We start from the raw sequence: 25,815 nt of genomic DNA, 5'->3' as shown, positions 1-25,815 counted from the left end.
TCTGAAAAATGGGGGGTAGTCAACTTGTACGTACAAGTGTTATACTAGTAACAAGCAAAAGGTACAATTTTGAAGGAGGTTCCCGATGTCTAAGAAATATGCGATAGGTGTTGACTATGGTACGGAATCAGGACGTGCGGTTCTGGTTGATTTGAGTGATGGCACAGAGGTGGCAGATCACGTTACGCCGTATCCGCACAATGTTATTGATGAAAAACTGCCGGTGTCCGGTGTGAAGTTAGAGTACGATTGGGCCTTACAACATCCACAAGATTATCTTGATGTACTAACACAATCTGTTCCTGCAGTTGTACGTGCATCTGGTGTAGATCCAGCTGACATCATCGGCTTGGGAATTGATTTCACAGCATGCACAATGCTTCCTATTGATAAAGAAGGTCAACCGCTTTGCTTCCAACCAGCGCTTTCCTCGAACCCACATAGCTGGGTAAAGCTCTGGAAGCATCATGCCGCACAGGATGAAGCTACGCTCATCAATGAGATTGCAGCGAGCAGAGGGGAAGCTTTCTTACCTCGTTATGGCGGTAAAATATCTTCCGAATGGATGATCGCTAAGGTATGGCAGATTTTGAATGAAGCGCCTGACATTTATGAGCAAGCTGATCGTTTCTTAGAAGCGACAGATTGGGTTGTCTCCCAAATGACAGGTCAATCCGAGATCGTACGCAATAGCTGTACAGCTGGCTACAAATCCATTTGGCATAAACAAGATGGTTATCCAAGCCAAGATTTCTTCAAAGCATTGGATCCGCGTCTTGTCAATGTAACAGAAACGAAGCTTCGCGGTGATGTTGTTGCCTTGGGCACGAAAGCTGGAGAACTGACAGCTGACATGGCAGAACGCATGGGTCTAGTAGCTGGAACAGCAATTGCTGTTGGTAACGTAGATGCGCATGCAGCGGTACCAGGCGTTGGCGTGGTTACACCAGGCAAGCTAGTGATGGCGATGGGGACGTCCATTTGTCACATGCTGCTTGGCACAGAGGAGAAAGAAGTAGAAGGCATGTGCGGCGTTGTTGAAGACGGCATCATTCCTGGCTACTTAGGTTATGAAGCAGGGCAATCAGCGGTTGGCGATATTTTCGCATGGTATGTGGAGCAAGGTGTTCCTGCGTATGTGGAAAAAGCTGCTGCAGATGAAGGCATCCATGTACATGAATGGCTGGAGCGTCGTGCATCCGCTTACAAACCAGGCGAAACAGGATTGCTCGCTTTGGATTGGTGGAACGGTAACCGCTCTGTGCTTGTAGATACAGAGTTAAATGGACTTATTCTTGGTTATTCCTTGCTTACGAAGCCAGAAGAAATTTATCGCACGCTGCTGGAAGCTACCGCTTTCGGAACACGTAAAATTGTCGATGCTTTCCACAGCAACGGGGTTGAAGTTGAAGAGCTGTACGCTTGTGGCGGATTGCCGCAGAAGAATCATCTCTTGATGCAAATTTACGCAGATGTAACGAATCGTGAAATTAAAATCGCCGATTCCAAACAAACCCCAGCGCTAGGTGCTGCGATGTTCGGAGCAGTGGCAGCAGGTGCAGACAAAGGTGGTTATGACAGCATCGTGGATGCCGCGAAGCAAATGGCTCGTGTTCGTAAAGAAACGTTCAAGCCGATTGCTGAGAATGTGGCTGTATACGAGAAGCTATATCAAGAGTATAGCAAGCTGCATGACTATTTTGGTCGCGGTGACAATGATGTCATGAAACGACTTCGCTCGATTCGCGAGGAAGCACGTCATTAATTATTAGTTAATCAACGAACGTAAATTGATATTATTCATCATCTCATTATCCTAGGAGGCATTAAGCTCATGAACCCTTTTTCTGAAAAAGTATTTTGGTTTGTCACGGGTAGTCAACATTTGTACGGACCTGAAACTCTACTTCAAGTAGATGAACACTCCAAACAGATCACAGCTGGTATTGATCGTGCAGAAGGCATTCCAAGCAAACTCGTATTTAAACCTGTTCTAACTACGCCTGATGCGATTCGTAGATTGTGCCTAGATGCGAATGCCGATGACTCCTGTGCGGGAATTATCACGTGGATGCATACGTTCTCACCAGCAAAAATGTGGATTGCAGGTCTTTCGGAGTACCGCAAGCCGTTGCTTCATTTACATACACAATTCAACCGTGATATCCCATGGGAAACCATTGATATGGATTTCATGAACTTGAACCAAGCTGCTCACGGTGACCGTGAGTATGGTTTCATCGGAGCTCGTATGGGGATTTCTCGTAAAGTGGTTGTTGGTTACTGGGAAGATCCAGCTGTTCTTGAGCGTATCGCAGGTTGGATGCGTACATCGGTGGCCTTCATTGAAGGGCGCAGCTTGAAGGTTGCTCGTTTTGGTGACAATATGCGTCATGTTGCCGTAACCGAAGGTGATAAAGTTGAAGCGCAAATTAAATTCGGCTGGTCCATCAATGGGTACGGTGTAGGTGACCTTGTACAACGTGTTGGGGACATCTCTGAAGCTGAAGTAGATCAACTCATGGATGAATACAATGAAGTTTACGATATAACGCCTGAAGGGCGTACAGCAGGTCCAATTCGTGAAGCCATTCGCGAACAAGCGCGTATAGAGCTTGGGATGAAAGGCTTCCTGCAAGAAGGCGGCTTCGGTGCATTTACAACGACGTTCGAGGATTTGCATGGCCTTAAACAATTGCCAGGACTTGCGGTTCAACGTCTGATGGAGCAAGGCTACGGCTTTGGCGGCGAAGGCGATTGGAAAACAGCGGCATTGCTGCGTGTAATGAAAATCATCGCGAACAACAAAGGGACGTCCTTCATGGAGGACTACACGTATCATATGGAACCAGGCAACGAGCTTGTGCTCGGCGCGCATATGCTTGAAATTTGTCCAACGATTGCGGCGACTCGGCCGAAAATCGAAGTTCACCCGCTTGGTATCGGTGGCAAAGCGGATCCAGCGCGTCTTGTTTTCGACGGTGCTTCAGGCTCAGCATTGAATGCTTCACTGATCGATATGGGGAACCGTTTCCGCTTGTTGATTAACGAAGTGGATGCTGTTCAACCGGTTCAATCGATGCCGAAACTGCCAGTTGCACGTGTATTGTGGAAGCCGCAGCCTTCCTTGAACGATTCTGCAGAAGCTTGGATTTATGCTGGCGGCGCTCATCACACGGTGTTCTCTTACACGGTGAGCACAGAGCAGCTTGTGGATTGGGCAGAGCTTGCTGGTATTGAAGTTGTGATCATTAATAAAAACACTTCACCGTTGCAATTCCGCAATGAACTTCGCTGGAATGACGCGGTTTGGAAACGCTAATAAACAGGAAGTCTTTAGGACCTGGGGCTCTCAGCCTCGGGTTTTTCTATCGAATTCCGAATGTCATATTTGTCTATATAAAAGCTTTTTATGTCCATTGACTTCTTTAAGAAATATCGGCTAAAGTAAAATCAAATAAGCCTGTCCACATTTTGGATAGAAGTAGCTAGTTACTTAGGAGGAGAACGATTAGGATGTCTACTAAAGCGTATGAAGGAACGTACAACGGAGAACAAGCGATTTGGCTGCAGGCTGGACGTTATGAAGCAGTTGTTTTGCCAGATGTGGGTGCAAATCTAGTCGCTTTTCGTGATATAGAAAAAGAGTATCGCTTCTTGCGCGAGCCTAGTTTGGATGAAATGGCCTCGTTTAAAGAACGCCCGATCATTCATGGGATCCCTGTTTTGTTCCCACCCAATCGTTATGAGGATGGTAAATTTCCTTGGAAAGGGAAAGTGTTTCAATTCCCAGTCAATGAACCTAAAACAGGCAATCATCTGCATGGCTTTGTTCATGATATTCCTTGGGCTGTAGAGAATTTCAGTGCTGACGGTCATGAAAGTCGTGTTTCGCTCGCTCTACAAGTTAGAGAAGGACATTCCGTATATAAGTATTTACCTTTTGATTTCACAATCCGCTTGATTTACACCTTAAATGAGCAAGGTTTGCACCAAGTTATTTCTGTACATAATGAAGGCAATGAAGCCATGCCGTGTTTGTTAGCCTTCCATACGACGATTAATGCGCCTTTTGCTGTCAACAGTCAGCCTTCCGATTATACGTTCCAAATGACAATCGGCGAGCGTTGGGCGTTGAATGAGCGTATGCTGCCAACAGGCGAGTATCAAGCGCTAACCGCGGATGAAGAGAAGATGAAAGTTGGCGGTCTGTCGCCATTCTTTGAAGGCATGGATAATCATTATACAAGTGTTCCGCAAAATAGCCGAAACTTCATGGCATTGACAGATGCACGTGAAGGCATCAAACTAGTCTATGATGTAGGGACTTCTTATAAGCAGTGGATGATCTGGAACAACGGCAAAACAGAAGGCTTCTTCTGCCCAGAGCCGCAAATGAATTTGGTCAATGCGCCGAATGTGGATCTGCCTGCGGATCAAATCGGACTTGTTACCTTAGAGCCAGGAGAAGTTTGGGAAGAAACAGCTCGATTATATACGATCAAAATCACGAAATAAGCGATAGGAACCACCCCCTTTGATGCATGGAGAGAATCCGATGGGATGATCGACTTGCGAGGAGGGGGTATTTTTATAGTCGGAGGTGTATGGATAATGGGAAAGTGGGATCACTTGGATCGCGAGCAGATCATTGCAAAAGTAGAGGCGTTAACGCTTGAAAATGAGCGATTGAAAGCGGAAATCGCGCGACTTCGCGGCGTTAAACCGCCTGCGTCGGGTTCAATGGAGAGCATGTCAACGAAACTTAAAGAGGCTTTGCGTGAGTAATAGCGGCTTATGGATACCAAGAAACGTCTCAGTTCGACAAAGTGGGTGGGATTCGCTATAATAAAAACTGGCAAAAGGAGGGAACTAACATGAGTGAAACGAACGTAAATGAAACTTTACCACCAAAAACCTGCTCCATCGATCGACTTGTAACGAAAGAAGCAGAAGTAAGCAAAGTGCTTGCTGGTCAAAAAACAGCTTGTCGTCGTAATGGACGTTATGCGGATATTGGTGAAACGATGGATTTGCAAGGCACAGCTTTTACGGTAACCAACGTGTATCAACAAGCGCTTGGCGATCTGACACCTGAGCATGCGAAACAAGAAGGTCACGAGACCGTTGATGAGTATCGCGACAGTATTCTTGCTATGCATCCTGGTATGCCTTGGCTGCCACAGATGAAAGTATGGGTACACGAATTTCAAAAAGCAGAATAACACAAAGAACCGTGTGGATCCTAGGATTCACACGGTTTATTCACATTATCGATAGAATGGATGATTAATTTGTCTTGGTATATTGTCATGCTATATATTCATATTTTTAGCGTTGTATTAAGCATCGGCCCTTATTTCGTCCTTTTTCCTTTACTTGCACTTATCCGTAGAGCCCCGTTTGATCAGCTTCCTGATTACCTAGAGCCGTTTCGGATTACAGTACGTCTAACGAAGCATGCAGGACATGTGCTGGTTGCTACAGGCATTCTGCTGACTTGGATAACGGCTTGGAGCTGGAAAACCTCCTGGATTGTCGCTACGGTATTGATCATGGTAGCTTCGCTTTATTTCATCGCACGTGCATTTTCGCCACTTCTACGACAGCTGAAAGCTCCTCACGAAGATCGTGATCTTCTCGTCAATAAGCTCCGGAAAGCTTTAATCTTGTATGTGATCATTACGCTTGCAATGATGTGGTTCATGGTGTCCAAACCGATGATCTGGTAAAACAGAGCGAGAAAAGCACATGCGCTCCTAAAGCGGGTTACGGCTTTCTCGCATACATCACGACGAAATTATAGGACTTGTAGACACAATCCACATCTTTGAAGCCGGAGTCCCGAAGCCAACCAAGCTGCGTGTCTAACGGAGCCATTCGATCCAGTTTGGTCCTCTCGTAGGCTGCTTGCAGCGCTTCTTGGGATAGATCTGTTGCTTCAATCTTGGCCACCCAATCTGAACGGTATAAGCTATCGAGGCATGGGGTTTGGCCTAATACTTGGTCTGCATTAACAAATACGCCATTTGGCTTTAATAGTTGGAAAATGCGTGAAAATAGCGCTTGTTTAGCATCGTCCTCCAAATGATGAATCGAAAGGGAGGAGATGATCGCATCATAAGGCTCTGGATCCTCAAAGGTCGAATAATCTCCGACAAGGTAAGTCACTTCAGCAACTCCCGCGTCTGCGAATCTTTCTTTGGCAATGTCGAGCATACCCGTCGACAGGTCAATCAAGGTTAACCTCGTTTGCGGATACATTCGCTGTATATAGGATGAGAAAAGTCCTGTGCCAGCGCCTAAATCAAGAATGCGTGGCGTTTCATGGCTCAATTGGACTAAGGAAGCAGCCGTATTGTAAAAATCATCAAAGCAAGGAATCAACTTTCTCCGCTGACTGTCGTACTTTTGGGCAATTTCATCGAATTTCGTTAAAATGTGATGGTTGGCATTGTCGTTCATTTGTCATCAACTCCATTACTTATCCTTGGTTTATTTGTTCTATACCCCTAGTGTAAAGGGGAGTTGGAAAAAAATCCAAGAGTTAAAAGGCATAGAGTTATAGGTAAAACCTATTGACTAACAAGGTGTTATTGGTTGTATGACTAGGTTAGGCTCTTGAACGTCTGAAAAGTACGTTAATAACTTCCGAAAATACCAGACCTATGGCGATTGCGCCAGAGAGCAGAAAAGCTTTCGCAGCCAGCTGTACAGCCACATCATAGTGATTTTGAACAACATTGCGCATCGCGTCATAAGCTAGTCCTCCTGGGACAAGTGGGATGATACCCGACACACTAAAAACGATCACAGGTGTTTTATATATTTTCGCGAAAAATTGACTAATAATCGTGACAACAAAGGACGCAATAAGCGTGGCTAGGATCGGATCTAACAATGCTTTTTGAAAAGAGATATAGAGCATCCAACCGATCATTCCCACAAAACCACACTGTACTAACGTTCTTCGAGGTACGTTGAAAATGATGCCGAAAGCGGAAGTCGATATGAAGCTTGTGACAAGCTGCTCTAACATGTCCATGTTAGTACCCCTTCCCTGGATAAAATGTTAATACAAAGGCAATACCTGCTCCAATGGCGAAGGCGGTTAAGAAGGCTTCGGCACCTTTCGAAACGCCAGATACGAAATGACCTGCCATCAAATCGCGCACGGCATTCGTAATCAGGAGTCCAGGCACCAGCGGCATGACGGAGCCAATAATAATTTTATCAATATTATGCCCAAGCCCGGTCTTAACCGTTAAGTAGGCAATAAGTCCAATGATTAAGGACGCGAGAAATTCAGCGAAGAATTTGATCGGAACTAAACGATGGAAATAAGTTAAGCCTATCGTACCAGCTCCGCCCGCTAAGAAGGCAGGGAAGAAGTCGGACCACTCGCCTTGAAACATGATGAGAAAACAACCGCTAGCAATTGCTGCGGCTAACGCTTGGAACCAAGTGGGGTATCTTCGCTTATCCGAATTGAGGTTTTCAAGCTCCTGATACGCTGCTGAAGGTGATAGCTCTCCTTGACTGATCCGGCGAGAAATCGCGTTGACCACAGTTACTTTCCTTAAGTCGGTTGACCGCGAAGAGATGCGAATCAATCGAGTCGTCTGTTCAGGCCCGTCGATTGAGAAAATAATCCCCGTAGGCGTGACAAAGCTATGGGAATTCGGAATACCAAAGGCTTCGGCAACATGGGTCATCGTATCTTCCACCCGATAGGTTTCGCCGCCGTTTTCCAGCATGATTTTACCAGCGAGTAAACACACTTGTGCGATTTCATAATTCGTCGCTGCAGGCTGCTGCGCCATGTGATCCGTATCCTTTCTCTTTTGAAGTAATTGACCTAAGTATAAATCATAATGGAAGATATTGAAAATGAGGGGGAAGAGAGGATTGAGCAAATTTTTGTTCGTTTGTGCTATAATGCTTGGATAAAAATGACTACTGACACAAACAAGGACTTGGAGGAGACACCGAATGAGCTTGGAGATCAAATTCGTTCAACATACGGACCCTATTTTACATGCTTTAATAGCGAAGTTGGATCAAGATTTAATGGCAAGATACCCGATAGAGGATATTTATTTCGTAGATTTTAATGATCCTTCTGTTGAGCGGATTACGTTCGCTGTTGCGCTATTGGATGACATTCCGGTCGGTTGTGGTGCTTTACGTCCGATTAATCAGGAATGTACAGAGCTAAAGCGTTTCTTCGTTGACGCGACCTATCGCAAACAAGGAATAGCGACGAAACTGCTTGCTTTTCTAGAAAATGAAGCGCTGCGACTGGGGCATCATACAATTCGTCTAGAAGCTGGCGAAGCGCAGCCAGAAGCCGTTGCGTTTTATACCAAATGTGGATATTATTCGATTCCCTGTTTTGGAGAGTATATCGGAAGCAAGAGCAGTCTATGCTTTGAGAAGAAAATCGCATGAAAACAAACTATTTTTTGACGGATTTGGACGGAACCTTGTTGCGATCTCATGCCAAGCCATCTGACTATACGGTTAGTGTACTTGCGCAAGCACTTGAGCAGGGAGCTGTTGTTAGTTACGCGACTGCACGAAGCTATCAGAGCTCACAAGCTGTCGTTTCGGACATACCGTGGCGGTATCCACTCGTTTTATATAATGGCGCGATGTTGTTTGATCCCATCCAGAAGCGAGTGCTAGATGGACGCTGGTTGGACAGTGAGCGATGTAATACGATTATTAAAATGGGTAAATCGTTGGGCATCACGCCACTGCTGTTCGCACTAGATGAGCAGGATAACGAGCGAGTTCTACATGAGCGGTTGGAACGCAAGGGGGATCTTCAATTCTTGGCTAGTCGGCCGAATGATCCTAGATTTCAAGAGGTGGAAGAGCTCCACTGTTCGGAAGCTTTGCGTACGCTTATTCTGACTTATATCGGTTTGTTAGAAGAACTGCTTCCTCTGAGGGCTGCTGTTCAGGAAATGTTGGGTTCTGAGGTTCACATCCATTTGATGAAGGATAACTACATAGAGGGGCATTACTTCCTTGAATTTAGTCATCCAGAAGCCAATAAGCAGATGGGCTTGCGTTTATGGGCAGCGTTAGTTGGCTGTACGTCTGAGGAAGTCACGGTTTTCGGTGATAATCTGAACGACACCGGCATGTTCCTTGAAGCAGGCCATAAAGTTGCTGTGGCCAATGCACATCCTGATATTTTGCTAATGGCGGATGAGATTGTCGTTAGTAATGATGAGGATGGCGTAGCTGTGTATATCGCTTCTCGTACGAGTGGGTTGCATGTAAATGAAGTAGGGTAAGCTGTGGGGAATTGGTGAGTAGAACGAGTGAAAAGGAGGGTATGCAATGGCTCGGTTCGTCGCTATGTTGCGTGGAATTAATGTAAGTGGTCAGAAAATTATTAAAATGGACAGGCTTAGACAGCTGTTCGAATCAATGGATTTCACGAATGTAAGTACGTATATCCAGAGTGGGAATGTGATTTTTGATAGTGAAGAGGTGGACCCGGCCACCCTTCGTGATCGAATTGTACATGAGCTAAAAGTACAGTTAACGTTCGACATCCCTGTCATTATTCGGACCCCGGCTGAGCTGCAAGAGGTCGTTGAAGACACGCCATACCCGACTGTTAATGTGGATGAAAATGAGCAAAGGTATGTCACATTTCTAGCTGCAGCCCCGACAGAGGCAGCTCTTGCCAAGCTAGATGCCGCGCAGAGTGAAGTGGACGAGTACCATCTTAAGGGTTTAACTGTGTATCTGCTCATTCGTAAAAACTATGGGGATTCCAAATTCAGTAACAACTTTATTGAGAAGAAGTTGGGTGTAGCTGCCACCACTCGAAATTGGGAAACGGTGAATAAGTTGATTCAGCTAGCGGGAAGTAGTTCCAATAAGTAAAGGGGTGAAGGGGTGTATCTATGTAGTCACACCCCTGGTAGTTAGATTTATTTATCTAGATCAATTTCTCCGAAGAGAGGGATCAGGGTTGACCCGAAATCGCCACCGATAGCAAGTCCGACTCGGAGTGGATTATCAATACCAATGACTGCTAACTGATGGAACTTGATCTCAAATTTGACAGTATCACCGTAAACTTTAAATTTAATCTTCGTTTCCGCATTTGAGTACTCGTACTTATTTCCGTTTTGGATAAAGGATCCGGGTGGAATTAGGGCTAATGTTTGTCTATTGACCTGTACGACAACATGCTCATTCACAGGGTCTATTCCATTGCTGTTACTATTAAGTTTAATTTTACCTTCAATTCCGAATTTGATCTTGGGACTATCGAATTTCAGCTCCCCGTCCTCCACCTTCATTTTATCGAAGATAGCAAGAATATAATTAGTTCCATCGAATTCCCAATACAACTGAGTGTAATCCAGTTGACCTTGTGGACCGTTGAAAATCGATACAGGTGGGTTTGTCGTACCATTATATTGAAAGATACTAGAGGGGCCTCCAGCTCCGCTTGCAACACCAACTAAGCCATCATTGGAATCTAGGCGATCATAAGCGAAACCGATTACACCGGTGTTAAACAGTACGATTTGCATCGTATTTGTATTATCAGCTGCGAATTCAGGGACACTATACCATGTTACAACGAATCGGTCGGGTTCCTGTCTCACGAAAACTGCGCCTCCACCGGCAAATGGATTAAGTGGTGGGAATGGATCAGGGTCAAGATCGTCCCAGAGCGGTGCAATTCTTGGCCTGCCTCCAATAAAAGCCGGAACTGATTCATTGAATGCGATATCACCTGCGCCAAAGGTTAAGTTACCGTTGGAATTAACAAAAACACTGTTATAAACAACACCGTAAAAGGTGAAGGTAAAGCCTCCACCAAACGGTACGGAAATGAAACTATCATCAGTAAGATTCAGTCGCTGTCCCACTGGTGGACTTACAATCAAACTCATTATCATAACCCCCTTATGCTATTGGCATATAATTTCTTCACGATTCCTATTAAAGGTGTACGCCTTGGAGAAGTTGTTGTAGACGCGCCTGAGCCTCTAAATCAAGATTGCCTTCATGAAATAATTCTTGCATAGCCGTAACCAATTCTTCGAAATAGGGTTCATAGGAAACAATTTTTTGAATCATCTCTTTCATTTTCAACACCTCCTAACTCTACTACTAGTTAATGAAAAAAATGGTAGATTGGTGAGGACGAATCTTAAAATGTGTTTCAGAAGGAGGATTTTTTAGTTTCACTAAGACAACTATTAGTTGGGATTTTTTGCATATGAGGTGCGGGAATAGGGGAGCCTTAGGAGATCAACCATTGGACGTGTATGTTCAATAAGAGGCAGGCGATCTATGCGAACACGATTGCAAAAGTTAGTGTGCACTCTGAAAACAGTGAGTGCTATTCGAGCAACGACTGCGAGGAATTACACTCACGCGGTTTCCACAATGCAAGCCATGCTGCTCGCGTGCCTTGTGCTGGCGAGCTCCGCAGCACCAGCACAAGCCCAGGCCTCGCCAGCGATGGCTAAGCACGGGGTCGCTATCCCCGTGCTGAACTACCACAGCATCGGGGTGGCCCCGGGGAACACGTACGTGCTCCACCCCGATGCGTTCGCGCGCCAAATGGACTATTTGGCCGCGCATCACTACACCCCGTTGACGCTGAATGAATTTGCCAGCGTCCTCACATACAAGCTGCCGCCACCGGCTCACCCCGTGCTGCTCACGTTCGATGACGGCTATGCCAATAATGCGGAGGTGGCGTTGCCCATCCTCCAGAAGCACGGCTTTCCGGCGACGCTGTACTTGTCGACGGGCCTTATCGATACGCCAGGTTACCTGACCTGGCCACAAGTCAAACAGCTGAGCGCGGCAGGGTGGGATATTGCGTCGCACACCGTGACGCACCCTCATCTGCCTAAGCTCAGCAAGAAAGAACAGCGCGAAGAGATTCTCCAAGCGCGCGCTCTTATAGAGCAAGAGCTGGGTAAACCAGCGGATACGTTTGCTTATCCGTATGGCGATTACAATCGCACGACATTACGGATTCTGCGAAAGGCCCACTTTCGCTACGCCTTTACGACGCTCCCAGGCTGGGCCTCATCGGAGCAACATCCGTTGGAGCTGCATCGCATTGTCGTAGACAGCCAAAAACCTTTCGAAGATTGGGTACAGGAATTGTCCGAGCCGACGCCACAGTAGGCGAGATGCATTTTAGCCTTGTGATAGTTGTGTTAGTCTACTAAGTTTGACAATTTACCAATCATTTTGAGTGGATTTTGGCAGGTTCCGAGTTTAATAGTGGATTGACCCAGAATTTTGAGTATAATCGTATATAGAGATGATAACCTCTCACAAAAAATGTCGTTTAAGGAGTCGTACAATGTCAAAAACACTTATTTTCGGACATAAAAATCCGGACACTGATTCAATCACATCCGCAATTGCATACGCTGCACTGAAAACTAAATTAGGTCAAGAAGTAGAAGCAGTTCGTCTTGGTTCCATTAACGGCGAAACACAGTTCGCGCTTGATACTTTCAAAGTAGCAGCTCCACGTGAAGTTCAAACCGTTGCGAACGAAGCAGCAAATGTAATCTTGGTTGACCATGTTGAGCGCCAACAAAGTGCTAGCGATATCGATCAAGTTCGCGTAGTGGAAGTCATTGACCACCACCGTATTGCTAACTTCGAAACAAGCCATCCGCTTTACTACCGTGCAGAGCCGGTTGGTTGCACAGCAACGATTCTAAATAAATTGTACAAAGAAAACGGTGTTTCCATCGATGCTAACATCGCTGGTTTGATGCTTTCTGCTATCATTTCTGATTCCTTGCTTTTCAAATCCCCAACTTGCACAGAGCAAGACGTTGCTGCTGCGCGTGAGCTAGCTGCAATCGCTGGTGTAGACGCTGAAGTTTATGGTCTGAACATGCTTAAAGCAGGAGCGGATCTAAGCGACAAAAGCGTTGCACAATTAATTTCTTTGGATGCCAAAGAATTCCAAATGGGCAGCTACAAAGTCGAAATCGCACAAGTCAATGCGGTTGACGTAAACGATGTACTATCCCAACAAGCTGAAATCGAAACAGCACTTCAAGCGATTATCGCTGAGAAAAACCTAGACTTGTTCTTGTTTGTCGTAACAGACATTTTGAACAATGATTCCGTAGGTCTTGCTCTTGGACGCAAAGCTGATGCTGTTGAGAAAGCTTACAACGTATCTCTTGTTGACAACAAAGCGGTACTTAAAGGCGTTGTTTCCCGTAAATCACAAATCGTGCCTGTACTTACAGACATTTTCAACAACTTGTAGGATACATAGCGCTAGTACTTAGACGAGCACCGTTCATTTCGATGGACGGTGTTTTTGGTGTTACCACAAACATTTGGTATGATAAGAGGATACTTTGAGAAAGAGGTGTTTGAAACATGACAGATAACATTCAAGGCGTTCATTCAGATAAAGCGACATTTGCGGGAGGATGCTTCTGGTGTATGGTAACACCATTCGAGTCACTGCCAGGTATTATTTCCGTTGTTTCCGGTTATATAGGTGGGCACACGAGCAACCCGACGTATGAAGAAGTGTGCTCAGAGACGACGGGTCATGCAGAAGCTGTGCAAATTACTTTTGACCCTGCGCTATATCCCTACGAAAAGCTATTAGATACGTACTGGCGCCAAATTGATCCAACGGATGCGGGAGGACAATTCCATGATCGTGGATCATCCTATCGGACATCGATTTTTGCTCATAGCGATGAGCAGCTAGCCAAAGCTGAGGCGTCCAAGCAAGCGCTACAGGATAGTGGCCGATTCGATCGTCCAATCGTAACGGAAATCGTGCGCATCGATGCCGAAGCCTTTTACCCTGGGGAAGAGTATCATCAGGACTATCACCATAAAAATCCGCTGCGATACAAAGCGTACCGCAAAGGCTCTGGACGCGATGCGTATATTTCGAAGTTCTGGAACACTGCGAAGGATAAAGAGGAACGCAAGAAAGCACTCACACCTTTGCAATTTGAGGTTACACAAAATAATGCAACAGAACGTCCTTTCGAAAATGAATTCCACGATTCACATGAGGTAGGTCTATATGTCGATATCGTTTCAGGCGAGCCTTTGTTCACCTCTTACGACAAATTCGACTCTGGCTGCGGCTGGCCTAGTTTCACCAAGCCATTATTCGAGGGTCATGTGAAAGAAGTAACAGACACGAGTCATTTCATGATCCGTACAGAAGTAAGAAGCACAGAAGCGGATTCACATTTGGGTCATGTGTTTAATGATGGTCCTGGCCCGAATGGTCTTCGGTATTGCATCAATTCCGCATCCCTGCGTTTTATTCCATTGGCAGATATGGAGAAGGAAGGCTACGGCGCATTTCTTCGATACTTCGAAGGAAAGTAATACGTAGCAGGTAAGTCCCGAGCTTTGACGCATACATTGAAGTATAGAGCGTTGAAGCGGGGGGATATGCCATGGTCGTATCACCGGATCTGCAAGATCTTAGCTATGTCGTACTGCAAGGTGTGAAGTTTTTTGAGTTGGTCGCTGAGCCGGTTGTACAAGAAATTCTACCAGGCGTTTTCTTCAAAGGGTGGGGATACAACGGCAGCATCCCGGGGCCGACGATACGCGTGTTTCCCGGTGATTGGGTAACCATTCGCGTACACAATCGGCTGCCGGAAGCCACAAGTGTGCACTGGCATGGGCTTGATGTGCCGAATCGCATGGACGGCGTGCCAGCCGTTGAGCCCTCACCTTATATAGAGCAAGGCCAATATTATGATTATCATTTTCAAATTGTGAATCCGCCTGGAACGCATATGTATCACACGCATGTAGACACGGCGTTTCAAGAATTGATGGGCTTAGGCGGAGGCTTTATCATTGAGGATCCCTACGAATGCAGTGCCCAGCGGGATTATTTCATTATGCTGCAGGAGTTTCACTTAAAAGGCATGGAAAAAGGTGTGGTGAAGGCAGGTCATTATGAATTGGAGACCATGTCGGATGCCTTTAATTTTTTTACGATGAATGGTCGATGCTTCCCACATACAACCCCGTTACCCGTTCGATATGGGGAGGAAATGCGCGTTCGGTTTGGCAATATCGGGATGAACGCGCATCCTATTCATTTCCACGGTCATCAGTTCTGGGTCGCAGCAGCAGATGGGAACACCATACCTCATTACAATCGAGAGCTGCGGAATACGATACTTGTGCCTAGCGGTGTCACCATTGATATTGAATTTTCAGCGCAAAATCCTGGCGTTTGGCCGCTTCATTGTCATATGCCGCATCATACGTCAAACAACATGACGAAGCCTACTGGCGGTATGTTTACGGTTGTTAAGTATGTATAGGCGACGGCAGCTAACTGGAAAAAGTACAGTTATTTTCACCATATTTGACTGAAAACATAATTTAGATGGATTTTCTACAGTTAATTTTGCCATAATCGACGATTTCGAGATCATCGAGGCAAATTAACGTCAGGAAATCCATTTATTTGAAATTTCTGAGGATTTTTTCGAGGTTTAGCTGTAGAAAATACAGTTATTACTCATACCATGGATTCAAATGAATCAACAACATGACGAAGCCTACTGGCGGTATGTTTACGGTTGTTAAGTATGTATAGGCGAGAATGGCTATAGTTATTTTATCCACAGATGCCCCTTGACTTTGACCTGTCTGTGTAGGTATTATGAACTTCATAATCACATAAAAAGTTATGATCAAAGACATGATTTTCTTCACGAACTGCCCAGAGAGAGAAGTATTAGCTGAAATCTTCTCCTGTTGCCGGTTGAAAATTACCCCTTTGTAGCTGTGACGTTGAACCCATGGAGTTAACCCCAAGGAAGTATGCGCCACCGTCTTATCCCCGATACCGGATACTAATAAGGACTTGCACAAGCAAGTCGAATTAGGGTGGAACCACGAGCTGAACGCACTCGTCCCTTTCTGGGATAGAGGCGTTTTTTTGCGTTGATTTGGAAGTATGAGGTTTTATACTTTTGCTTCGCATCAACCTATACTAACTCGCTAGTCACTAAGTGACGACGGAGTCGTTTATCCTTGGTTCACAAATAAAGGGAAAGGGAGGAATGGAAGGCATGGAAATTGAAGTTATTTTACCCGATGGCACAAATAGGAGGTACGTACAAGGCACGACGATTGAACAAGTAGCTGAGTCAATTAGTGCGGGTCTGAAGAAGCAGGCCATCGCTGGCTTAATGAACGGTACATTGGTCGATCTGCAAGAGCAGATTACAGCGGATAGCCACATTGAAATCGTCACTTTAGAAAGTAAAGAAGGATTATCCGTTTATCGACACAGCACAGCTCATATACTTGCGCAAGCGCTCAAACGTATCTATGGCATGCAGGACATTAAGCTTGGAATTGGCCCCGTCATTGAAGATGGTTTTTATTATGACATCGATATTGATAAACCGTTATCGAGTGATGATCTAAGGGCCATCGAAGATGAGATGCAATCAATCATTCAGGAAAACATCCCCATTGTCCGTCGAGTGGTAAGCCGGGAAGAAGCGCTGGACACTTTTGAGAAGTCAGATGAATCCTATAAGCTGGAACTGATCCGTGATCTGCCTGAAGATGTTTTGATTTCGATCTACGATCAAGGGGAATTCTTCGACCTATGCCGAGGCCCTCATCTCCCTTCAACAGGACGGATCAAGGCTTTCAAATTACTCCACGTGGCAGGGGCGTATTGGCGTGGCGATGCCAAGAACAAAATGCTGCAACGGATCTATGGCACAGCATTTCTAAAGAAGGCGCAGCTAGATGACCATTTGCATATGCTCGAAGAAGCCAAGAAGCGTGACCATCGGAAACTTGGGAAAGAGCTTGAACTCTTTATGTTCTCGGAAGAAGCGCCAGGTATGCCGTTCTATTTGCCGAAGGGGATGATCCTCCGGAATGAACTTGAGAATTTCGCTCGTGAGCTGCAGCGTCGAAGAGATTATAACGAAGTACGTACCCCTCTGATGATGAATAATCGCATTTGGGAAGAATCAGGTCACTGGGATCATTATAAAGACAATATGTATTTCACGAATGTAGACGAGACGAAGTTCGCGCTTAAACCGATGAATTGCCCAGGACACATGCTTATTTATAAAAATAGCTTGCACTCCTACCGGGAATTGCCGATTCGCCTTTCGGAATTTGGTCAAGTCCACCGACATGAATTTTCTGGGGCATTGAACGGGATGATGAGAGTGCGTACATTTTGTCAAGATGATGCCCATCTCTTCGTTTTGCCAGAACAAATCGAGGATGAAATCGGGCGTGTCATTGAGCTCATCTCACACGTATATCACGTGTTTGGCTTCTCGTATAGGATTGAGCTGTCCACACGGCCGGAGGATTATATGGGGTCGAGCGAACTCTGGGATCAAGCGGAGAAATCTTTACAGCATGTATTGGATAATAGAGGGATTGAGTACCGCATTAATGAAGGGGATGGCGCTTTTTATGGGCCGAAAATCGACTTTCACATCCTAGATGCATTGAAACGGAGCTGGCAGTGCGGAACGATCCAATTGGATTTCCAAATGCCTGAAAAATTCGATTTAACGTACATCGGGGATGATAATCTCAAACACCGGCCAGTAGTCATACATCGGGCTGTTTATGGGTCGATTGATCGTTTTATTGGGATTTTGATAGAGCATTTTGCAGGAGCGTTCCCGTTGTGGTTAGCACCCGTTCAAGTGAAACTATTGCCGGTTTCAGATCACTATCTAGACTATGCGTTCCAAGTGAAAGCATCACTTGAGGAAGCGGGAATACGGGTGGAAATAGATGCGCGGGTTGAAAAATTAGGATATAAAATCCGCGAAGCTCAGCTTGAAAAAGTCATGTACATGCTGATCCTTGGTGAAAATGAGAAAATCTCCAGCAGCGTCTCCGTTAGAAAAAGGGGAGAAGGTGATCTTGGTGTAAGATCGCTGGAGGAGATTAGGGATCAAATCGCTTTAGAGATTGAAGCGAAGCAATAACGGGATCATTTTTCGTACCACGGATTCAAATGAATCAGTACTTCGTCCACGTCGCTGTGTTGATCCATGATGGATTTCTTAATCGCACGCGAGATGTCGTGTCCTTCTTGAATCGTTAGCTCGCCAGGAACAGAGATACGCGCATCGACCAAAATATAGTGTCCATGCTCTCTCGCTCTAACACGATCAATACGCTTAACCTGAGGAACCGCTTCGATCAACGCAGTAAATTGCGAAAGCATGTGTTGATCGACGGTTTTTTCCATGAGAATATCGAAGGATTCTTTGGCCATTTCAATACCTAGCTTTAATACCAAGAGGGAAACAATAACCCCGGCTGCTGCATCGCCGTACGCAAGCCAGTGAATATCATAGGCTTTGCCGACAAACGCCAAGCCAATACCGACTACTGCGGCAATCGAAGCATATACATCAGCTATATGATCATGTGCAGTCGCAATCAAGCTCTTGCTGTTCGTATTGCGTCCGATCCGCATTGTGTATACATAAAGAAGATATTTCCATACCACGGAAACAGCTGAAGCGATCAGGGCAATTAGACTTGGCGCACTCGGTTCATGGAATAGCGCCGCAACCGCGTGGTACCCAATATATAGGGCTGCAGTTACGAGGATAAAAGCAACGAAACCCGAGCCAAGTACTTCGGCTTTACCGTGGCCGTATGGATGATCTTCATCTGCGGGGAGCTTGGAAATCCGCATAGCACTTAGTGCGGCTACGGTTGCGATGATGTCCCCAGCATTATGAACACCGTCTGCCAGTAGGACCTCGCTGTGAAAGATGAGACCAATAATAATTTTGATAATTGTTAATAAAATGTTACTGATGAGTGAGAGCCAAATGGCCCAAACCGATGACTTGTTGTTACTATGCATGAATGATGACCTCCTACAGAAGTGTTTCCCGAAGGAAAAAAAATCCCTCGACCTAAGGTCGGGGGATTGGGCTGGTTTTTTTATGGGAATCTAGTAAACTATCAATAAATGGCATATTCAACACTTCACTTTTCAGAAATATCTTTGTATAATACCACACATAATGAGAAATCACAAACCTCCAAATGTCTTGGAAAGGAAGTCGAGCGGCATGCGTGTACATGAATTTATGGTTGCAAAAGATTTAGAGCGAAGCGATTTATCTAGTATTTCCACGAAATCGTCTCATTTTATTTCGGATATCACACTCGACTTTCAGTTTGATGATAAGCATCATAAGGTTGATGTGAAAAGTGTATTAGGTATGCTGCTAGTTCCGATCAAAGCAGGCACTACGCTGCGTTTGCTTACGAGAGGGAAGGATGAAGAAGAGGCCATGCACTTTATTTATGGGTTATTTCAAATGTTTTGTTAACGGCTTGTTCGTATGCGCTTACAAGTTTAGATCTAGGACCGTTTTTAAGATATGATTGGATCAAGTGAGAAATGGATAAAAGAAAAAGAATGGCAGGCAGTATCGGTGTTGAGATACGCTTAATAATGGCAGCTGGAGGTCACTGAACCATGAGTAAGATTAACTATCGCGTAGTTGTTGTTGGTTGTGGCGGAATGGCGAATGTGTGGGTTGAAAATATGAAGCAAAGAGAAACTTGCGAGATCGTCGCGCTTGTTGATATTAAAGCGGAGTTCGCGCAGGCAATGGCTGAACGTCATGGGCTGACTTGCGGCGTGTATACAGATCTTGAAGCAGCTATCCGTGACAATGGGGCCAATCTGGTGCTGGATATTACGATTCCAGCAAGTCACTTCCAAGTCGGAAGTACAGCGCTTCGCCAGGGGTGTGATGTGCTCGGAGAGAAACCGATGGCGGCTACCATGGATGAAGCTCGGGAGCTCATTCAAATTGCTGATGAAGCAGGGAAGTCGCTTGCTGTTATGCAAAATCGTCGATATGACGCGAATATTCGCGCCTTTCGCGAGTTGATTCAATCCGGCACGATTGGTCGTGTTGGCTATATAGGTGCGGACTTCTTTCTTGGGCCGCATTTTGGCGGCTTTCGCGATGCGATGGAAAGTCCGCTCATTCTAGACATGGCGATCCATACGTTTGATCAGGCTCGGTTTATTTCGGGGGCAGACCCCGTTTCGGTGTATTGCCAAGAATTTAACCCGCCCGGCTCCTGGTATGCCGGGAATGCCTCTGCGATCTGCATCTATGAGATGTCAGACGGCTCTGTGTTCTGCTACCGCGGCTCCTGGTGCGCGGAAGGTGCGCCGACCTCTTGGGAGGCGGATTGGCGCGTGACGGGCGAGCAGGGCACCGCTCTGTGGGACGGTGCGGGTGCGCCGTACGCAGAGGTTGTGGCTGCCGGCGATCAAGACGGCAAGTTCCTTCGCGAGTTCACGCGCGTGGACGCGAACGTGAACTGGTCTGGACGCAGCGGCCATGCCGGCTGCTTGGACGAGATGTTCGCGGCGCTGGCCGAAGGCCGCCGCGCGGAGACCGATTGCCGCGACAATATCAAGAGCATGGCGATGGTATTGGGCGCATTGGACAGCGCTAAGCTGGGCCAAAAGGTTGATTTGCGCGCTTATTGGAGCTAAGCAGAGTAAGCTGCATACAAAGTAAAAAGCCTACATTCCACACCATGTGTAGGATTGTAGGCTTTCTGTGTGTAACAGGTCAGTCTAAAGTAAAAGGATCAGTCAGTTGAAGTGGCAGGACAGTTAAAGTAGCTAAGCGTACAGTCGAGCACAACCTCGAAGGCAGCTTACTTCATGCTCTCAACAATCAACTAACTGTAAAACCTACAGCTAATTTCACTACATTCTGCTGAAAATCCAACTTAGATGGATATCCTACAGCTAATTTTGCATAATCGACGTTTTCGACCGAATCAGAACGGATTAGCTGCATGAAATCCAGTTATTTGTCATTTGCGCAAGTTTGGAGTGGAATTAGCTGTAAGGAATCCAGTTATTCGAAACGCCTAGCTGCGCCCGAATGTGATATAGAAGGTAAGTGCTCTCGGGTTCCGATCCGATTAATGAATATCCTTCTTCTTAAACCGTCCACCCTTAACATCGTGGATATTCCCGATGGCAAGGAACGCTTTCGGATCCAAATCGTCGACAATGGATTTAAGCTTTGCTTCTTCCAGTCGTGTAATGACGCTGAAGATGACTTTTTTATCATCGCCTGTGAAGGCTCCTTCGCCCTTGAGGTACGTAACTCCCCGACCCAGTCGATTCGTAATCGAATCCCCGATTTTCTCGTATTCATCGCTGATAATCCAAACGGATTTGGACTGATCAAGCCCCTCGATCGTAATATCAATCATTTTAAAAGCAATAAAATAAGCAATCAGTGAATACATCGCACGATCCCAACCAAAGACGAAGCCTGCACTAGCAAGGATGAAAAAGTTGAAGAACATGACAATTTCGCCTACCGAGAAGGGCATTTTTTTACTAAATAAAATGGCTACAATTTCGGTGCCGTCCAGTGAGCCTCCTGATCGAATCACGAGTCCCACGCCAACCCCGAGGATAATTCCGCCGAAAACAGCGGCTAACAAAGGATCAATCGTGATCGCTTGGACGGGATGCAGCAACGTGGTGCCTATGGACATCAGTATGACGGAGAACGTCGTTGAAATGGCAAACGTTTTACCGATTTGCTTATACCCGAGTAAGACGAATGGGAGATTGAGAACAACAAGAAATATACCAATGGGAAAACCGGATAAATGAGATAGGATAATGGAAATACCTACGATTCCGCCATCAATAATATGATTAGGTACTAAGAAGATCTCTAATCCGATGGAGACCAGGATCGTCCCAATAATCATAAAAAGGATTCTGCGAGCGAATTTCACTCTCGTTAACTTCCGGTGTTGCGATTGTGCTTGTGCTTGTGCCTGTTCAGTTCCTGTTAATGAATTAGCCATGAAAGTTTCCTCTTTTCCTCATCATTCAATTTCGTTACTTTAATGAGTAAGAAGGAATGAGGCCCGCATAACGTGAGGTGAACTTGAGGAAAGCAAGTAGGATCACTTTCAGCTTTTTCCAGACTAGATTAGCGAGAAATACGATGAAAACGACGAAAACCGTCATCTCATAGTGCTTATTAAACTGATCAAACAGGTGAATTTTATTCTCATAAACATGGATAATTTCCTTAGAAGGCGGTTGCTGTTGAGTCGTCAAGACCTGAGTGGAATTGGCAGAAATTAGAACATCGGTATCGGCTGTAGCATGGTTGGAAATAGGAGGTGTTAATGGAAATACGAATAGTGCGAGAATCAGCCAGATCAGGATTGTCCAACAGCATCTGCGAGTAAATGGGTTCAAGTACATCCCCTCCAGACAAGACAATGTGATTCCAAATTTGCTTGAATTGTAGCACTTCACTTCCGATGAGTCAAACTTGCATATGTATGAAGCGGAATGTCACGATTTCAATAAGTGAATTTGGACCCTTTAGGCCTATCCTGCATACATTAGTAGGATGAACCTAAGTGGGAGAGGTGAAATTGTGAGCAGTGTGATCGGTATTCTTCTAGATCGTAAAACCTATCTCGGCATTCTTCGGAAGCAAACGGGATATGAGCATATCGAACATTATAATCAAGCTGCTGTTGAACTCGGAATGACACCTTTTTACATGTGTTTAAAACACGTAAATACTAAGTCAGCCCTGGGCTTGAGCTATGAAAATAAGAAGTATACGTTGAAGCGCCTGCCCATCCCTAAGGTCATTCATAACCGTGCGATGACACTCTCCCCGATATCACTCAAGAAATTAAAGGTATTAGCCAAGATCAGCCAAGTTTTCAATGGTCAAAATAGACATGATAAGCTTCAGATTCATCGCATGTTGCGTGCGAGTTCGCATAGCTCTGCATTTCTTCCTCCTGCGATGCGTTATACACTAGAAAATCTGGAAAAAGCTTTGAACCGCTATGAATCCTTTTTCGTGAAACCTACGAATAGTTCTGTCGGGAAAGGTGTACTTAAGATATCAACGATTGATAATCAACTATGGCAGGTATGGTGGGGGAAACAAGTGCCTAGACAGTTAGATGGACTACAAGCCATTGCTTTTATACATGAGAAAGTCAACGGCCAATCCTATTTGATTCAAAAAGCGATTCCGCTTGCTATGTATGAGGGGCGCCCTTATGACTTACGAGTATCGGTTCAACGTGGTGATAAAGGACAATGGATCGTTACAGGAATAGCTGGAAAGGTTGCTGCGGATGGCCGCCATGTCACGAATTTGGCAAGGGGCGGCGAAGCTGTGATTTGTGAGAAGTTGTTTCATGGTAATGGCTTTGACCCCGAATTAAAAAGGGCGCAGGTGGAAGAAGCAGCCTTGCAGATCGCAGAAAGCCTAGGTCAGCAAATTCCCTCGATCTCGGATGTGGGTATGGATATCGGCATCGATCATGAAGGTGCGATTTGGCTTATCGAAGTCAATGGCCGAGATCAGCGATATCAATATAAGCATTTGAAATTGAACAAGACATTTTATCGCACCTATGAGACACCGATGCTATATGCTAAATATTTATTGAGCAAGTGAATCCAATTAGACGTGAATAAAGTAGTAGACCTGCGCGGAAAAGGTGGAGTGGGGATGTGAGTGAGCGAGTTCTCGTCATCAAAATGAATTTATTACCATGGTATAACGAGCTTGACGATCGTTTGGAAGTTTTTCATCCAACCTTTCCCGAAGCTGTGCGTCAGCGTATCCTGACCTTCGGCGAATTTCGAATCATCTCAATTAATCGTCTTCAGACGCGGATAAGACGAATTCCTCAAAAGCTTAATGCCAATGATGCGTAGAAATTAGGTAAATGTGGCATAATTAGTATAGAAGCAATACCCGTAGAGGCAGGGAAATACCTGCTTCTTTTTGTGTACAGAAAATGAATTTGGCATTAGTGTTGCTTCATACCCCTATAAACAAGTAAAATAGATGTGAAGCATTATTCGTTCGATGTAGGCTTTTACCCACAAGCAAATACAGGGTGTACAGGAAAAGGGGACATTTAAAGGTGAACGTTCATTTAAATTTTACAAACAAGGGCAAAGTGGTAATCGAAAATTTCAATAATGAGGAGCTCATTGAAATTTTTAGTCGTTATATTAACACGTTAACGAAGAAGTACGCAGTTGATATTACGGTGCCAGCTGAAGCAAATCAGAATATCGTCCAAGATGGTTCATTTAAAGTAGTTCTTTCCAATGTACAATGTGATGTTGAGACTTTTTTCAAAGAGCTTGGGAGAGATATTAAAGTGCCCCTGAAGAAGAGAGCGGACGGTAAGTTGGAGAATGTGTTCAAAATTCAAGTGATCGATTAAGTTACGGGGGCAAGTATGCTTAGTTTAGACGAAAAGTTAGCAATTGCAACATCCTTCCCTGAGCTGCAGCGCAAGGATGTTTCACTGGGACGAATTAATTTTCATTATCTAGAAAGTGACTATGAGAAGACAACTGTTCTTTATCATCTTCACCCGAATGGAAATGGATTTGTGTATGCCGAATACATCCCAGGTTGTACGGTGGATGCCAAAGGATTAATTAATATTCGGGATTATAGTGAAGACGAGCTTCGTGAGATCATCGCGAAGTCGATTCAGTCTTTAACTCGTAGCGGTAGTCCTAAGATTTCGAAGGTCGAGGAAGTTCAAGACCCTCAAGAAGAGATTTGGGTGGATGAAGATGGCAACACGTTGAGTGTTACTTTCGTGGAAGATTTATGGTATATCTACGCGGGAGAAAACCTCGATTGTGCCTTTGAAACGTATGAAGAGGTACAAGAGTACTTGGAAGAAGAAGGCTTCGATAAGAAGTAACCGTGCATGAGAGCCCTCCTTGGAGGGCTTTTTTTGTGTAAATAATAGTCAAGATATGTTTCACACCATAATTCGGCTATATTTCTAGATAAACGCTCCCGTCCAAGATGGACGGAGTAGCCGTTTATTTTGTATACTGATGGAAAATCGTTCAAGTACTACGACTATCAAAGGGGAAACATACGTCATGAAATTTAGACCATGTATCGATCTACATAATGGGAAAGTTAAGCAAATTGTCGGTGAAACCTTGGGTGGCGAGGGGCAGCCTGTTGTTGAGAATTTCGTGTCATCCTATGACGCCGTGTATTATGCGGAAATGTTCAAAAAAGATCGGTTAACCGGTGGGCATGTTATCATGCTTGGCGAAGGGAACAAGGAAGAAGCGCTGAGAGCGCTTGGAGCCTATCCTGGCGGCCTGCAAGTCGGGGGAGGCATACAGGCGGAGAATGCGAGCTTTTATCTGGAGCAAGGGGCCTCACACGTGATCGTGACGTCTTATATTTTCCGCGATGGACAGCTGAATATGGAGAATTTGGAACGCATTGTAGCGGCTATCGGTAAAGAGAAATTAGTCATTGATTTGAGCTGCAAGGAAAAAGATGGGAAATGGTATGTGGCCACCAATCAATGGAAACAGTTAAGTGATGTGGAATTGAATCAGGAGACGATTCAGTTCTTCGAGCAGTATTGTGATGAATTTCTCATTCATGCGGTAGATGTCGAAGGCAAGCAGAGTGGTATTCAACAAAGTCTCGTAAGCTCCTTGGCCGAGTGGGTCACCATTCCGACAACATATGCTGGCGGAGCGCGATCATTTGAGGATTTGGACTTATTTAGACAGCTTTCCCAAGGGAAGCTTGATATTACGATTGGTAGTGCGCTTGATATTTTCGGCGGAAAGCTCTCGTATGATGAGGTTGTCCAACAGTTAAGCATCGCCTTGTAACGCGAGTT

General features: G+C 45.3%; 30 protein-coding genes. 21 read left to right on the top strand and 9 right to left on the bottom strand.

All coding sequences use genetic code 11. The features are described 5' to 3' along the window. The first annotated feature begins 85 nt into the window (after positions 1-85). From AC58QG_RS06995 to AC58QG_RS06970, 6 genes are all read left to right on the top strand, one after another. Positions 86-1,765 (top strand): ribulokinase, encoded by a 1,680-nt coding sequence (locus tag AC58QG_RS06995; RefSeq protein WP_497361370.1) that lies wholly within the window; start codon positions 86-88, stop codon positions 1,763-1,765. Between the two features lie 69 nt (positions 1,766-1,834). Further along, on the top strand, positions 1,835-3,322 hold the full coding sequence (araA, locus tag AC58QG_RS06990; protein ID WP_497361369.1) for an L-arabinose isomerase: 1,488 nt from the start codon (positions 1,835-1,837) through the stop codon (positions 3,320-3,322). Between the two features lie 194 nt (positions 3,323-3,516). Continuing rightward, positions 3,517-4,518 carry an aldose 1-epimerase gene (locus AC58QG_RS06985; protein ID WP_497361368.1) on the top strand — a complete coding sequence of 334 codons (1,002 nt, stop codon included), beginning with the start codon at positions 3,517-3,519 and terminating at the stop codon, positions 4,516-4,518. A gap of 96 nt (positions 4,519-4,614) precedes the next feature. Next, positions 4,615-4,788 (top strand): hypothetical protein, encoded by a 174-nt coding sequence (locus tag AC58QG_RS06980; protein ID WP_497361367.1) that lies wholly within the window; start codon positions 4,615-4,617, stop codon positions 4,786-4,788. 89 nt (positions 4,789-4,877) lie between these two features. Continuing rightward, positions 4,878-5,225, top strand: a complete 348-nt coding sequence (locus AC58QG_RS06975) for an ASCH domain-containing protein (protein WP_497361366.1) — start codon at positions 4,878-4,880, stop codon at positions 5,223-5,225. 60 nt (positions 5,226-5,285) lie between these two features. Then, the gene (locus AC58QG_RS06970) at positions 5,286-5,732 is read left to right on the top strand and encodes a hypothetical protein (protein ID WP_497361365.1); all 447 of its coding nucleotides are present in this window, start codon (positions 5,286-5,288) and stop codon (positions 5,730-5,732) included. Positions 5,733-5,769: 37 nt separating this feature from the next. Here the strand turns inward: AC58QG_RS06970 and AC58QG_RS06965 are convergent, their stop codons facing one another. From AC58QG_RS06965 to AC58QG_RS06955, 3 genes are all read right to left on the bottom strand, one after another. Further along, positions 5,770-6,465, bottom strand: coding sequence for a class I SAM-dependent methyltransferase (locus tag AC58QG_RS06965; protein WP_497361364.1), 696 nt, complete (start codon positions 6,463-6,465; stop codon positions 5,770-5,772). A 148-nt stretch (positions 6,466-6,613) separates the two neighbouring features. Next, the gene (locus tag AC58QG_RS06960) at positions 6,614-7,045 is read right to left on the bottom strand and encodes a threonine/serine exporter family protein (RefSeq protein WP_497361363.1); all 432 of its coding nucleotides are present in this window, start codon (positions 7,043-7,045) and stop codon (positions 6,614-6,616) included. Between the two features lies 1 nt (position 7,046). Further along, positions 7,047-7,823 (bottom strand): threonine/serine exporter family protein, encoded by a 777-nt coding sequence (locus AC58QG_RS06955; protein ID WP_497361362.1) that lies wholly within the window; start codon positions 7,821-7,823, stop codon positions 7,047-7,049. Between the two features lie 169 nt (positions 7,824-7,992). Here AC58QG_RS06955 and AC58QG_RS06950 point away from each other — a divergent pair, with 169 nt between their 5' ends. From AC58QG_RS06950 to AC58QG_RS06940, 3 genes are read left to right on the top strand one after another with little or no spacing between them, the layout of a single operon-like run. After that, the gene (locus AC58QG_RS06950; RefSeq protein ID WP_497361361.1) at positions 7,993-8,451 is read left to right on the top strand and encodes a GNAT family N-acetyltransferase; all 459 of its coding nucleotides are present in this window, start codon (positions 7,993-7,995) and stop codon (positions 8,449-8,451) included. Then, entirely contained in the window at positions 8,448-9,308 is an 861-nt protein-coding gene (locus AC58QG_RS06945) for an HAD-IIB family hydrolase (protein ID WP_497361360.1), read from the top strand. Before AC58QG_RS06950 ends, AC58QG_RS06945 begins: the two co-directional genes overlap by 4 nt. A gap of 46 nt (positions 9,309-9,354) precedes the next feature. Then, complete coding sequence (locus tag AC58QG_RS06940) at positions 9,355-9,909, top strand: DUF1697 domain-containing protein (protein WP_497361359.1); 555 nt, start codon at positions 9,355-9,357, stop codon at positions 9,907-9,909. Positions 9,910-9,956: 47 nt separating this feature from the next. Here the strand turns inward: AC58QG_RS06940 and AC58QG_RS06935 are convergent, their stop codons facing one another. Next, complete coding sequence (locus tag AC58QG_RS06935; RefSeq protein ID WP_497361358.1) at positions 9,957-10,934, bottom strand: NIDO-like domain-containing protein; 978 nt, start codon at positions 10,932-10,934, stop codon at positions 9,957-9,959. 49 nt (positions 10,935-10,983) lie between these two features. After that, positions 10,984-11,130 carry a hypothetical protein gene (locus AC58QG_RS06930; protein ID WP_497361357.1) on the bottom strand — a complete coding sequence of 49 codons (147 nt, stop codon included), beginning with the start codon at positions 11,128-11,130 and terminating at the stop codon, positions 10,984-10,986. Between the two features lie 207 nt (positions 11,131-11,337). Here AC58QG_RS06930 and AC58QG_RS06925 point away from each other — a divergent pair, with 207 nt between their 5' ends. The 4 genes from AC58QG_RS06925 to AC58QG_RS06910 all read left to right on the top strand — a co-directional run bounded on the left by AC58QG_RS06925 (position 11,338) and on the right by AC58QG_RS06910 (position 15,362). Beyond that, entirely contained in the window at positions 11,338-12,189 is an 852-nt protein-coding gene (locus tag AC58QG_RS06925) for a polysaccharide deacetylase family protein (protein WP_497361356.1), read from the top strand. A 181-nt stretch (positions 12,190-12,370) separates the two neighbouring features. Continuing rightward, positions 12,371-13,303: a manganese-dependent inorganic pyrophosphatase gene (locus AC58QG_RS06920; RefSeq protein ID WP_497361355.1), complete on the top strand. Its 933-nt coding sequence runs from the start codon at positions 12,371-12,373 to the stop codon at positions 13,301-13,303. 116 nt (positions 13,304-13,419) lie between these two features. Then, the gene (gene msrB / locus AC58QG_RS06915) at positions 13,420-14,403 is read left to right on the top strand and encodes a peptide-methionine (R)-S-oxide reductase MsrB (RefSeq protein WP_497361354.1); all 984 of its coding nucleotides are present in this window, start codon (positions 13,420-13,422) and stop codon (positions 14,401-14,403) included. A 71-nt stretch (positions 14,404-14,474) separates the two neighbouring features. Next, on the top strand, positions 14,475-15,362 hold the full coding sequence (locus tag AC58QG_RS06910; protein WP_497361353.1) for a multicopper oxidase family protein: 888 nt from the start codon (positions 14,475-14,477) through the stop codon (positions 15,360-15,362). 196 nt (positions 15,363-15,558) lie between these two features. On the opposite strand, the gene AC58QG_RS06905 is transcribed toward AC58QG_RS06910, so the two are convergent. After that, on the bottom strand, positions 15,559-15,759 hold the full coding sequence (locus AC58QG_RS06905; protein ID WP_497361352.1) for a hypothetical protein: 201 nt from the start codon (positions 15,757-15,759) through the stop codon (positions 15,559-15,561). A 359-nt stretch (positions 15,760-16,118) separates the two neighbouring features. Here AC58QG_RS06905 and thrS point away from each other — a divergent pair, with 359 nt between their 5' ends. After that, entirely contained in the window at positions 16,119-18,032 is a 1,914-nt protein-coding gene (gene thrS, locus AC58QG_RS06900) for a threonine--tRNA ligase (RefSeq protein WP_497361351.1), read from the top strand. A 5-nt stretch (positions 18,033-18,037) separates the two neighbouring features. On the opposite strand, the gene AC58QG_RS06895 is transcribed toward thrS, so the two are convergent. Next, positions 18,038-18,928 carry a cation diffusion facilitator family transporter gene (locus tag AC58QG_RS06895; protein ID WP_497361350.1) on the bottom strand — a complete coding sequence of 297 codons (891 nt, stop codon included), beginning with the start codon at positions 18,926-18,928 and terminating at the stop codon, positions 18,038-18,040. A gap of 211 nt (positions 18,929-19,139) precedes the next feature. Here AC58QG_RS06895 and AC58QG_RS06890 point away from each other — a divergent pair, with 211 nt between their 5' ends. Both AC58QG_RS06890 and AC58QG_RS06885 read left to right on the top strand, forming a co-directional pair. Next, positions 19,140-19,403 (top strand): HPr family phosphocarrier protein, encoded by a 264-nt coding sequence (locus tag AC58QG_RS06890; protein ID WP_497361349.1) that lies wholly within the window; start codon positions 19,140-19,142, stop codon positions 19,401-19,403. Positions 19,404-19,552: 149 nt separating this feature from the next. Then, entirely contained in the window at positions 19,553-20,593 is a 1,041-nt protein-coding gene (locus AC58QG_RS06885; RefSeq protein WP_497361348.1) for a Gfo/Idh/MocA family protein, read from the top strand. 440 nt (positions 20,594-21,033) lie between these two features. Here AC58QG_RS06885 and AC58QG_RS06880 read toward each other — a convergent pair whose 3' ends face one another. Beyond that, positions 21,034-21,843 (bottom strand): YitT family protein, encoded by an 810-nt coding sequence (locus tag AC58QG_RS06880; protein ID WP_497362801.1) that lies wholly within the window; start codon positions 21,841-21,843, stop codon positions 21,034-21,036. Between the two features lie 133 nt (positions 21,844-21,976). Then, positions 21,977-22,345: a hypothetical protein gene (locus AC58QG_RS06875; protein ID WP_497361347.1), complete on the bottom strand. Its 369-nt coding sequence runs from the start codon at positions 22,343-22,345 to the stop codon at positions 21,977-21,979. A 184-nt stretch (positions 22,346-22,529) separates the two neighbouring features. Here AC58QG_RS06875 and AC58QG_RS06870 point away from each other — a divergent pair, with 184 nt between their 5' ends. The 5 genes from AC58QG_RS06870 to hisA all read left to right on the top strand — a co-directional run bounded on the left by AC58QG_RS06870 (position 22,530) and on the right by hisA (position 25,807). Further along, on the top strand, positions 22,530-23,579 hold the full coding sequence (locus AC58QG_RS06870) for a YheC/YheD family endospore coat-associated protein (protein WP_497361346.1): 1,050 nt from the start codon (positions 22,530-22,532) through the stop codon (positions 23,577-23,579). A gap of 56 nt (positions 23,580-23,635) precedes the next feature. After that, positions 23,636-23,842 carry a hypothetical protein gene (locus AC58QG_RS06865; protein WP_497361345.1) on the top strand — a complete coding sequence of 69 codons (207 nt, stop codon included), beginning with the start codon at positions 23,636-23,638 and terminating at the stop codon, positions 23,840-23,842. A gap of 212 nt (positions 23,843-24,054) precedes the next feature. Further along, complete coding sequence (locus AC58QG_RS06860) at positions 24,055-24,363, top strand: hypothetical protein (RefSeq protein ID WP_056621264.1); 309 nt, start codon at positions 24,055-24,057, stop codon at positions 24,361-24,363. Positions 24,364-24,378: 15 nt separating this feature from the next. Beyond that, on the top strand, positions 24,379-24,858 hold the full coding sequence (locus AC58QG_RS06855; protein ID WP_436236800.1) for a hypothetical protein: 480 nt from the start codon (positions 24,379-24,381) through the stop codon (positions 24,856-24,858). A gap of 187 nt (positions 24,859-25,045) precedes the next feature. Further along, a complete protein-coding gene (hisA, locus tag AC58QG_RS06850) occupies positions 25,046-25,807 on the top strand; it encodes a phosphoribosylformimino-5-aminoimidazole carboxamide ribotide isomerase (RefSeq protein WP_497361344.1) in 762 nt (253 codons plus the stop codon). Positions 25,808-25,815: the final 8 nt, after the last annotated feature.

It is taken from the genome of Paenibacillus sp. J22P169 (genome assembly GCF_059691995.1).
The sequence above is the reverse complement of the archived record's forward strand: the minus strand, read 5'-3'. Positions and strand labels throughout refer to the sequence as shown.

What these genes read in the sequence shown, in the direction of transcription:
- AC58QG_RS06995 (WP_497361370.1), top strand. Translation starts at nt 86, where the DNA reads ATGTCTAAGAAATATGCGATAGGTGTTGACTATGGTACGGAATCAGGA.
- araA (WP_497361369.1), top strand. Translation starts at nt 1,835, where the DNA reads ATGAACCCTTTTTCTGAAAAAGTATTTTGGTTTGTCACGGGTAGTCAA.
- AC58QG_RS06985 (WP_497361368.1), top strand. Translation starts at nt 3,517, where the DNA reads ATGTCTACTAAAGCGTATGAAGGAACGTACAACGGAGAACAAGCGATT.
- AC58QG_RS06980 (WP_497361367.1), top strand. Translation starts at nt 4,615, where the DNA reads ATGGGAAAGTGGGATCACTTGGATCGCGAGCAGATCATTGCAAAAGTA.
- AC58QG_RS06975 (WP_497361366.1), top strand. Translation starts at nt 4,878, where the DNA reads ATGAGTGAAACGAACGTAAATGAAACTTTACCACCAAAAACCTGCTCC.
- AC58QG_RS06970 (WP_497361365.1), top strand. Translation starts at nt 5,286, where the DNA reads ATGATTAATTTGTCTTGGTATATTGTCATGCTATATATTCATATTTTT.
- AC58QG_RS06965 (WP_497361364.1), bottom strand. Translation starts at nt 6,465, where the DNA reads ATGAACGACAATGCCAACCATCACATTTTAACGAAATTCGATGAAATT.
- AC58QG_RS06960 (WP_497361363.1), bottom strand. Translation starts at nt 7,045, where the DNA reads ATGGACATGTTAGAGCAGCTTGTCACAAGCTTCATATCGACTTCCGCT.
- AC58QG_RS06955 (WP_497361362.1), bottom strand. Translation starts at nt 7,823, where the DNA reads ATGGCGCAGCAGCCTGCAGCGACGAATTATGAAATCGCACAAGTGTGT.
- AC58QG_RS06950 (WP_497361361.1), top strand. Translation starts at nt 7,993, where the DNA reads ATGAGCTTGGAGATCAAATTCGTTCAACATACGGACCCTATTTTACAT.
- AC58QG_RS06945 (WP_497361360.1), top strand. Translation starts at nt 8,448, where the DNA reads ATGAAAACAAACTATTTTTTGACGGATTTGGACGGAACCTTGTTGCGA.
- AC58QG_RS06940 (WP_497361359.1), top strand. Translation starts at nt 9,355, where the DNA reads ATGGCTCGGTTCGTCGCTATGTTGCGTGGAATTAATGTAAGTGGTCAG.
- AC58QG_RS06935 (WP_497361358.1), bottom strand. Translation starts at nt 10,934, where the DNA reads ATGAGTTTGATTGTAAGTCCACCAGTGGGACAGCGACTGAATCTTACT.
- AC58QG_RS06930 (WP_497361357.1), bottom strand. Translation starts at nt 11,130, where the DNA reads ATGAAAGAGATGATTCAAAAAATTGTTTCCTATGAACCCTATTTCGAA.
- AC58QG_RS06925 (WP_497361356.1), top strand. Translation starts at nt 11,338, where the DNA reads ATGCGAACACGATTGCAAAAGTTAGTGTGCACTCTGAAAACAGTGAGT.
- AC58QG_RS06920 (WP_497361355.1), top strand. Translation starts at nt 12,371, where the DNA reads ATGTCAAAAACACTTATTTTCGGACATAAAAATCCGGACACTGATTCA.
- msrB (WP_497361354.1), top strand. Translation starts at nt 13,420, where the DNA reads ATGACAGATAACATTCAAGGCGTTCATTCAGATAAAGCGACATTTGCG.
- AC58QG_RS06910 (WP_497361353.1), top strand. Translation starts at nt 14,475, where the DNA reads ATGGTCGTATCACCGGATCTGCAAGATCTTAGCTATGTCGTACTGCAA.
- thrS (WP_497361351.1), top strand. Translation starts at nt 16,119, where the DNA reads ATGGAAATTGAAGTTATTTTACCCGATGGCACAAATAGGAGGTACGTA.
- AC58QG_RS06895 (WP_497361350.1), bottom strand. Translation starts at nt 18,928, where the DNA reads ATGCATAGTAACAACAAGTCATCGGTTTGGGCCATTTGGCTCTCACTC.
- AC58QG_RS06890 (WP_497361349.1), top strand. Translation starts at nt 19,140, where the DNA reads ATGCGTGTACATGAATTTATGGTTGCAAAAGATTTAGAGCGAAGCGAT.
- AC58QG_RS06885 (WP_497361348.1), top strand. Translation starts at nt 19,553, where the DNA reads ATGAGTAAGATTAACTATCGCGTAGTTGTTGTTGGTTGTGGCGGAATG.
- AC58QG_RS06880 (WP_497362801.1), bottom strand. Translation starts at nt 21,843, where the DNA reads ATGATTATTGGGACGATCCTGGTCTCCATCGGATTAGAGATCTTCTTA.
- AC58QG_RS06855 (WP_436236800.1), top strand. Translation starts at nt 24,379, where the DNA reads ATGCTTAGTTTAGACGAAAAGTTAGCAATTGCAACATCCTTCCCTGAG.
- hisA (WP_497361344.1), top strand. Translation starts at nt 25,046, where the DNA reads ATGAAATTTAGACCATGTATCGATCTACATAATGGGAAAGTTAAGCAA.